This window comes from [Scytonema hofmanni] UTEX 2349 (assembly GCF_000582685.1).
GTDB lineage: Bacteria > Cyanobacteriota > Cyanobacteriia > Cyanobacteriales > Nostocaceae > Hassallia > Hassallia hofmanni.
Genome location: NZ_KK073768.1, coordinates 3,147,533 through 3,155,302, shown reverse-complemented (window position 1 = coordinate 3,155,302; position 7,770 = coordinate 3,147,533). Strand labels below are relative to the sequence as shown.

Below are 7,770 nucleotides of genomic sequence, written 5' to 3'. Positions count from 1 at the left end.
CCCACTCCCCCCCTCTTCCACTCCCCCTCTCCCCCCCTCCTCCACTCCCACGCCTAACGAAAAGGATTTAGTCGTTACTGCTACCGATGTGCAGGTAGTTGGTGCGACTCCAGAATTGCAGCAAATAATTAACAGCATAATTAAAACCCAAACTGGGGGAGAAACCAGTCAAAGTCAGATACAACAAGAAGTGGCGGCAATTTTGGATACGGGTTTATTCGCTGATGCTCGTGTAAATACCACTACTAATCCGGGGGGATTGAGTGTGGTGTATCGAGTGGAACCATTGATCGTGCGATCGCTCCAACTTTCCGGCGCGAAAACCCTTACCTACCAAGTAGTTTTGCCACTCTTTCAACCGCAAATCGGCAAAGCCATCAGTCCGGAAGCTTTGAAGAAAGCAGTGGAACAAATTAATAAATGGTATGCTGACAAAGGTTATAATCTGGGAAGGGTTATCTCTATTAAACCGAGCAGCGAAGGAATTTTGAGCTTAAATGTAGCTGAAGGTTTAGTGAGTAATGTCAAGTTTCGTTTTGTCAACGACGAAGGCAATACCGTTGATAGCAAAGGTAAGCCGGTTAAAGGACGCACCAAAGAAGATTTTTTGCGGCAAGAGCTAAAGTTAAAACCAGGTCAAATTTTCCAAGACAATCTAGTGAAACAAGATTTGCAGCAGTTATATAAACTAGGAATATTTGAAAATGTTAATGTCGCCTTAGAAGGTGATGCGACAGGGGTTGATGTAGTTTACCAACTAAAAGAACTTGGCGCACGCGGTATCAACGTCGGTGGTAATTACAATGCAGATCAAGGAATTGTCGGTACATTAAACTATACTGACCGAAATGTCGGTGGTATTAACGATACTTTGAGCGCGAATGTTGAAGTAGGTGCCCGCGATCTTCTGTTTGATGGGAAGTATAGCAGTCCTTATCGCATAACTAATCCCGATCGCTTTGGTTACAGCATCAACGCTTTTCGCAATCGCGGACTTTCCGACGTTTTTGATGGCGATGTCAAACTACCTAACGCTGACAGACCCAGAGAAGCTAAAATTGGTGGTAGTGTAAGCTTACAGCGACCGATTGACGATTGGGATACTTCATTAGGATTTAATTACACTCGTGTTAGTATACGCGATCGCGATGGCACAATTACCCCAAAAGATGAAAAGGGAAATCCACTAACTTTTAGCGGTACTGGCATCGACGATTTAGCTACCGTATCCTTCACCGCTGTTAAAGATCAACGAGATAACCCCTTTAATCCTACCAAAGGTTCGATTCTCAGTCTCAGCACAGAACAATCAGTTCCGATTGGTTTAGGCAACATTTCGATGAATCGCTTACGGGCAAATTATAGTCAGTTTCTCCCAGTAAAATTATATAACAGTAAGAACCCACAAGTATTTGCTTTGAATCTCCAAGGTGGCACCGTACTTGGAGATTTACCGCCTTATGATGCCTTTAACTTAGGAGGTCCCAATTCCGTGCGCGGTTATGATGCTGGAGACGTTGGCAGCGGTCGTACTTACGTATTAGCTTCGGCGGAATATCGCTTCCCGGTTTTGCCAATCTTGGGAGGTGTGCTGTTTGCTGACTTTGGCTCAGACTTAGGTACTGGTGATACAGTATTAGGAAATCCTGCTGGCGCCCGTAACAAACCAGGTAGTGGTTTTGGTTATGGTGCTGGTGTCCGTCTTGACTCACCTTTGGGTTTAATTAGGGCAGATTATGGTATTAATGACCAAGGAGAAAGTCGCTTGCATTTCGGTATAGGTCAGCGTTTTTAAGGGAATGGGGCAATGGGCATTGGGCATTGGGCATTGGGCATTGGGTAGAAATTATATCATGACAGGTTTATTACTTACAATGTAAAGACGTTCCGCCGGAACGTCTCTACGACGGTAGATAGGTTTTTGTTAGTGTTAATTAAACGGACATGATATTATTCCCCCTTGTCCCGTTGTCCCCTTGTCCCCTTGTCCTTTTCTCCCCCAGTTCCCAGTTCCCAGTTGCCTACTGTATTATTAACAAAGACAGAACTGTGGCGATGTGGTTTTTGCTTTTCCCACTCAAGGACTCACTGCCAAGCTGCTCATTCAGTACTTAGGATTTTCTATGTTAGCAGGTACAACTTTGCAGGGGGGAAAATATACCCTCAATCAAGAAATCGGGCGTGGGGGCTTTGGCATTACGTACAAAGCTACGCATCATTACTTACGTCACGAAGTAGTGATTAAAACGCTCAATGATAAACTGCGACAACATGCTGATTTTACTAAGTTTGAGCGGCAATTCCAAGATGAGGCAAGGCGATTAGCTACTTGTATCCACCCGAACATTGTGCGGGTAAGCGACTTTTTTCTTGAAGCGGGTCTGCCTTACATGGTAATGGAATACATTCGCGGTGAAACCTTGGGCGAAGCATTTGTTTTGCCAGGGATACCTTTACCAGAACCGACGGCAATTCATTATATCCGGCAGATTGGGGCAGCATTGGAGGTGGTACACAATAACGGTTTGCTGCACCGCGATGTGAAACCAGATAATATTATCCTCCGCCAAGGAACCCAGGAAGTAGTACTAATTGATTTTGGCATTGCGCGAGAATTTAATGGTGGTGTGAGGCAAACTCATACAGGTATGGTTTCTGAGGGTTATTCGCCCATTGAACAATATCTAACGCAAGCACCGCGCAGCCCAGCCACCGATGTTTATGGTTTGGCAGCAACTTTGTATGCATTGTTGACAGCGCAAGTTCCTATACCTGCATTGTTGCGCGATCGCGAAAAAATGCATTCCCCCCGCGAACTACAACCGCACCTAAGCGCTGCTGTCAATCAAGCAATTATGCGTGGTATGGCGGTAGAATCTCGCTTTCGTCCCGCAACAGTCGCAGAATGGTTAAAGTCGTTACCTGCAAATGGGCTAAATGTTGCAACTCAACTGACACCAACTCACACAGTTGCAACTGTCGATTTATCTACCCAGCAATACCCATCACCTCCAGACGTTGCCGCAAATAATACCAGTGCGCCATCAAAAGCCGGCAATTTGAAAAAACTTCGTTCAGCCAAAGTTTTGATTGGTAGTGGAATCGCACTCACAGCTGCCACAATCGGTTTTGCTATCACCAGCCTAGTTCACAAATCTCAACCGCCGCAACCATCCGCAAAGCCAGTTTTTGAACAGCCTACTACTAATGATACTTCTGCGGAAGTGCGTCCCGTGCAGATTTCACCCTCACCGCAGATAAAAGAAACTACCACCCGAAAACAGAATAATACCACCTCGTCCTCATCACGAGAAGAATCCCCATCGACATACACATCAAGACGACGCAAGCGCATTCGTCCTGTTGCTAATGATGATGAAACACCAAAACGGACTTACAGACAAACAGAAGAATCGACATCAAACGATTCACCACAACCGCGACGCAGGCGTCGATCCGACAACAACGAAACTTCACCTACACCTGATGCGGCGCCTTCACCATCTCTGGTTGAGAAATTACGAGCGGTACGTTCAACTCGTAACGCTTCCCCCACCAAATCATCTTCTGATAGCGCAACTCCATCACGTCAATCTCCTATAGATTCCAATTCTGTAGTCATACCCCAAGTGCAATCACCGAAAGAACCAAACGGTATCGTTGTACCAACACAGGAACTGAAGCAGAATTCTTCTGATAGTCAATCTCAAAAGGATGAGAAGCCAGCGGATGAGGGAAATTGAAAATATGGCGTTTGAGTTATATCATGTCAATTTTATTACTTACAATTGTATTGACGTTCCGGCGGAACGTCTCTACGAGGGTTGCCATATTTTTATTAATGTTAATTATCAGGATATAATATCAAATCAATTTTATTACTTACAATTGTATTGACGTTCCGGGTAAAGACGTTCCGGCGGAACGTCTCTACGAGGGTTGCCATATTTTTATTAATGTTAATTATCAGGACATAATATCAAATACATCGCCACGAAGTAGAGACGCGAAATTTCGCGTCTCTACAATTTGCCTATCTCAAGGTTTCGTTAATTCCAGCACTCATCCCTCAATTAGGCTATTTTCTTCTTTCTGGAAAGAAGAGAATTCCAAAATTGACCTTGCAAGAGTGATGAAGACTTCTTCGCGTTGCTTTCTTGCAGAACTTGCTGGTAAACTGCTTCGTAGCCGTTCACCATCTGGGTAACGCTGAAGTTTTTTTCTACGTGTTCTCGGCAGGTTTGACGATCTAATTCTAAGGTAGCGGGAATCATTGCTGCCATTTCTTCATAGCTTTGGCAGACATAACCTGTCTTTCCGTGAGCAATAACTTCTGGCACAGAACCCATGTTCATCGCAATTACTGGTGTACCTGTTGCCATTGATTCAATCATTACCAACCCAAAGGGTTCACTCCAGGCAATGGGGAAGAGAGTGATGCTTGCGTTGCCTAATAGTTCCGATTTCTGCGCGTGGTTAACTTCGCCTAAAAATTGTATCTGCTCACCGTCAATGTGAGGGGCGATTTCTTTTTCAAAAAACTCTGTGTCTACTACATCTACTTTTCCTGCCATCTTCAGACACCAACCACTCTGCTTGGCGATCGCGATCGCATGTTGTGGTCCTTTCTCTGGCGAAAAGCGACCCAAAAATACCAGATATGGCGGATCTTGTGGTTGGGGATAAAAGGTGAATTCTTCGGGATTAATGCCGTTATAAACTGTGCTAGCGTAATTTAGTTCTAATTGACGCTGCGCGTTACTGATGCTGATGAATGGTTGCGATTGATGATAAGAAAATACTTTGCTGTTATCAGGCGTAAATCTGCCATGCAAGGTATGTACTGTGGGTGTTGACACTAAGGTTGCAAAAGGTAATGCCCAAATCCCTACATGGGAATGGATAATATCAAATTCCCCTGCTTGTTGGTAAACTTGACTCATTTCTAGCACTTCGTACATCACATGCTCTTTAATGTCTGCATCTAAGCGCAATGCACGGGGATGAACAGCTTCTAATTTAGCCAAAGTTTGAGAATCGCCAGAGGCGAACAATGTGACATCATGACCTCGACGCACCAGTTCATCAGTTAAGCGACTCGCTACCAGTTCAATTCCTCCGTAAGTTGAAGGCGGAACTCGCTCCCACAAAGGGGCTACTTGAGCTATTTTCATAAAATTGTTTTGGTTCAGAAGGTAAATTGGTCATTGTCAAAGGGTTCAAATGCTTTAGTTCAGAGTTTTTGCCTCCTTTTCTGAAAGTCCAAATTAACCGCTTCAGGCGTGCGAACACTGCAACCCCGGCTAACTTCACCCTTTAAGCCTCACCTCCAAATTTACTTTGAGCCACAATCATATCATGGCTGTGGTTATTAACCTAACTTGTGCTTTTGAATTATTACATCTATCTTGAGGATTATATTTTGGTTATTTGGATATAAATGCTTATCGATTAGGCTCAATGATAAATAACATTAAACATATCAGGGATCAATTTATTTTGGGAAAATAAATAGCGATCGCTCGCCAAAATATTTCAATAAGCTGGGAAAGGCGATCGCTTAATTCAAGACTCAAAGTTGATTCAATGTACTGTCACGAAGAAAATCCAAATCTTCGACTTGCACCTTCAAAGGGCTAGTCCTAAAGTCTTATTTTTTCTTCAAAACCAAAATTAATGGAGTTACAGCAGTAATTAATGCTGGTAATAAAGCTAAATAGTCATATGATGTTGGTTGATAAATAGATACCGGTTGATTAGTCGCTGGAACCTCTGTTCTAGTTTCAACAGAAGAATTTTCCTCGAAGTTGTTCAGCGTCATAGTGTTCATTTTTGTTAATTTCATACATCTAATCTTTAGGAAGAAAAATCCTAATAGATAAAATATAAAATTCACTCTTATAAAAAACACTTCCACTAAATAGGACAAATATTTAAAAATGTAAAATATACTACCACTAAAAAATATAAATTTTCCACTCAAAGGTCTTGACAAAAAACTTGCGTCATGTGTCAACAAAAGAATCATAATTTCCCGTTTGACTTATTTTCACGCGTCTTGCCGAAAGTATGGTGCTAACGGAGATTGGTGCAAGATATCATATGATGTCCGGTAAATTACACATACTGTAAAGACGTTCCGCCGCAACGTCTCTACGACCGTTACGATGTTTTTATTACTGTTAATTAAACGGACATGATATCAGATGCCACAAACTCCAGCCTGGTTCTGCTGTATTACCGACGCCGTTACGATCGCCAGAATTTGCCACAACAGCAATAGCGTCGCGAAAACTGATATAAAAATAGTTGGTAAGAAAATTTTTCTAATTTCTGATAATTTCAATTTTATCTATTTTGGCAAAATTAAAATTATTTAACATCAGCAAAAATCTCAAATGATATGATTCAAGAACAAGCGCCTTCAATTCAAGGCATTTACGAAGTTTGCATTGGTATCTCAGATCCAATTTCGGCAATTCAATATTGGCAGCAATTTGGCTATCGTATCGGGGAAGTGGGGGAATTATCCGCAGCAGCAGCAAAGCAATTATATGGGGTAGATTCGTCTTTGCGATCGCTTCGCCTAAACCACTTAAATGCCGATCATGGTTTGATTCGGCTGATGATTTGGCAAAATCCGACGAATGAAGGGTTAGGAACTACAACAATGAAAGCGAAGGGAAATCGCTGGGCAACAACTTTAACTGCGGATGTATTAAGTATTTTAAATCATGTAGAGGAGGCAAAAATAGCAAATTGGTCTATCCGCTACACTAATCCGCATTGGGAAGTTATTTACAACAAAGACAGAAAAAGTCGTCCTTTTGTTGAGCCGGTGGTGGGGGTACGAGAGATGCTACTATTGCAACCATTGACTCGACAAGTTTTATTTCAACGCTTTGGCTATTCCCTACCACATTACGGACAAATTAATCTTAGCGCTACTTTTAAAACTAGTCAGTTTACTCACATGGGAATGATCATTCAAGATGACAGCAAGGAAACGCTGAAGTTTTATGAAGAAGTTTTGGGGTTGCTGAAAGTGCGTGATGATGTTGAAACTAGTTATGAATCTTCTCTTGCGGGTAGAGAGATTTTTGATTTAAATAAAGGTGAAAAGTTTATTGTTACTGCTTTTGACGATCCCCGTTCTTCTGCGTCTGATTTTATGGCTGCACGTTCTGGCAGACTTTATATTATTCGCTTTCCAAATTCTATACAATTAGAGTCGCGGTTTGAGCAAGCGCAACCAGGCTGTTTAGGAATGTCGTTATACACTTATCGTGTGCGCGGAATACATGCGTATTTCGATCGCATTAAAGCAAGTAAAGTACAAAAATTTACAAATATTGTTAGCAATGAATTTGGGGAGATGAGTTTCTCTTTTGTTGCTCCCGATGGCTACTTCTGGACGTTGTTAGAAAGTTAATTAGGGCTTGCTGAATGAATGTGTAATCTAGTCCAGATAAGGGGTTTAAGCCTTTTTTCACCAAACAAATGCACTTGTTTAACATCTAGAGTCTCAAAACCCTTGCACAATCAAAGCGCGATCGCTAGGTAAAGAAAGGAAACTGAGCAACGAACAACCATTTTGTAACCTGTGTGGCTTCTAGATTCGCTTTAAAGACTTATTCAGCAAGCCCTAATTAGACACAAGAAGTAGAATTGAATTATGCGTTGTTCGATTCAAAGAGACGTAGCAATGCTACGTCTCTACATGTTTTCTGTAAAAAAGATTTGGCGTTATCAGTGGGTATTTTAAGGATT

5 protein-coding genes are annotated in these 7,770 nt (G+C 42.1%); 3 read left to right on the top strand and 2 right to left on the bottom strand.

Features of this window, described 5'->3' with window-relative positions; genetic code table 11:
- Together TOL9009_RS39715 and TOL9009_RS0119075 are read left to right on the top strand one after the other, a co-directional pair.
- Positions 1-1,795 (top strand): BamA/TamA family outer membrane protein (locus tag TOL9009_RS39715; RefSeq protein ID WP_084763250.1); only part of this gene is annotated, 1,795 nt, incomplete at its 5' end.
- Positions 1,796-2,123: 328 nt separating this feature from the next.
- The gene (locus tag TOL9009_RS0119075; RefSeq protein ID WP_029634201.1) at positions 2,124-3,743 is read left to right on the top strand and encodes a serine/threonine protein kinase; all 1,620 of its coding nucleotides are present in this window, start codon (positions 2,124-2,126) and stop codon (positions 3,741-3,743) included.
- 330 nt (positions 3,744-4,073) lie between these two features.
- Here the strand turns inward: TOL9009_RS0119075 and TOL9009_RS39710 are convergent, their stop codons facing one another.
- Both TOL9009_RS39710 and TOL9009_RS47460 read right to left on the bottom strand, forming a co-directional pair.
- Complete coding sequence (locus tag TOL9009_RS39710; RefSeq protein WP_051502951.1) at positions 4,074-5,174, bottom strand: glycosyltransferase family 4 protein; 1,101 nt, start codon at positions 5,172-5,174, stop codon at positions 4,074-4,076.
- Between the two features lie 476 nt (positions 5,175-5,650).
- Complete coding sequence (locus TOL9009_RS47460) at positions 5,651-5,821, bottom strand: hypothetical protein (protein WP_186227597.1); 171 nt, start codon at positions 5,819-5,821, stop codon at positions 5,651-5,653.
- A gap of 582 nt (positions 5,822-6,403) precedes the next feature.
- Between TOL9009_RS47460 and TOL9009_RS0119060 the strand changes: the two genes are divergently transcribed.
- Positions 6,404-7,432, top strand: coding sequence for a VOC family protein (locus TOL9009_RS0119060; RefSeq protein ID WP_029634200.1), 1,029 nt, complete (start codon positions 6,404-6,406; stop codon positions 7,430-7,432).
- Positions 7,433-7,770 lie beyond the last annotated feature (338 nt).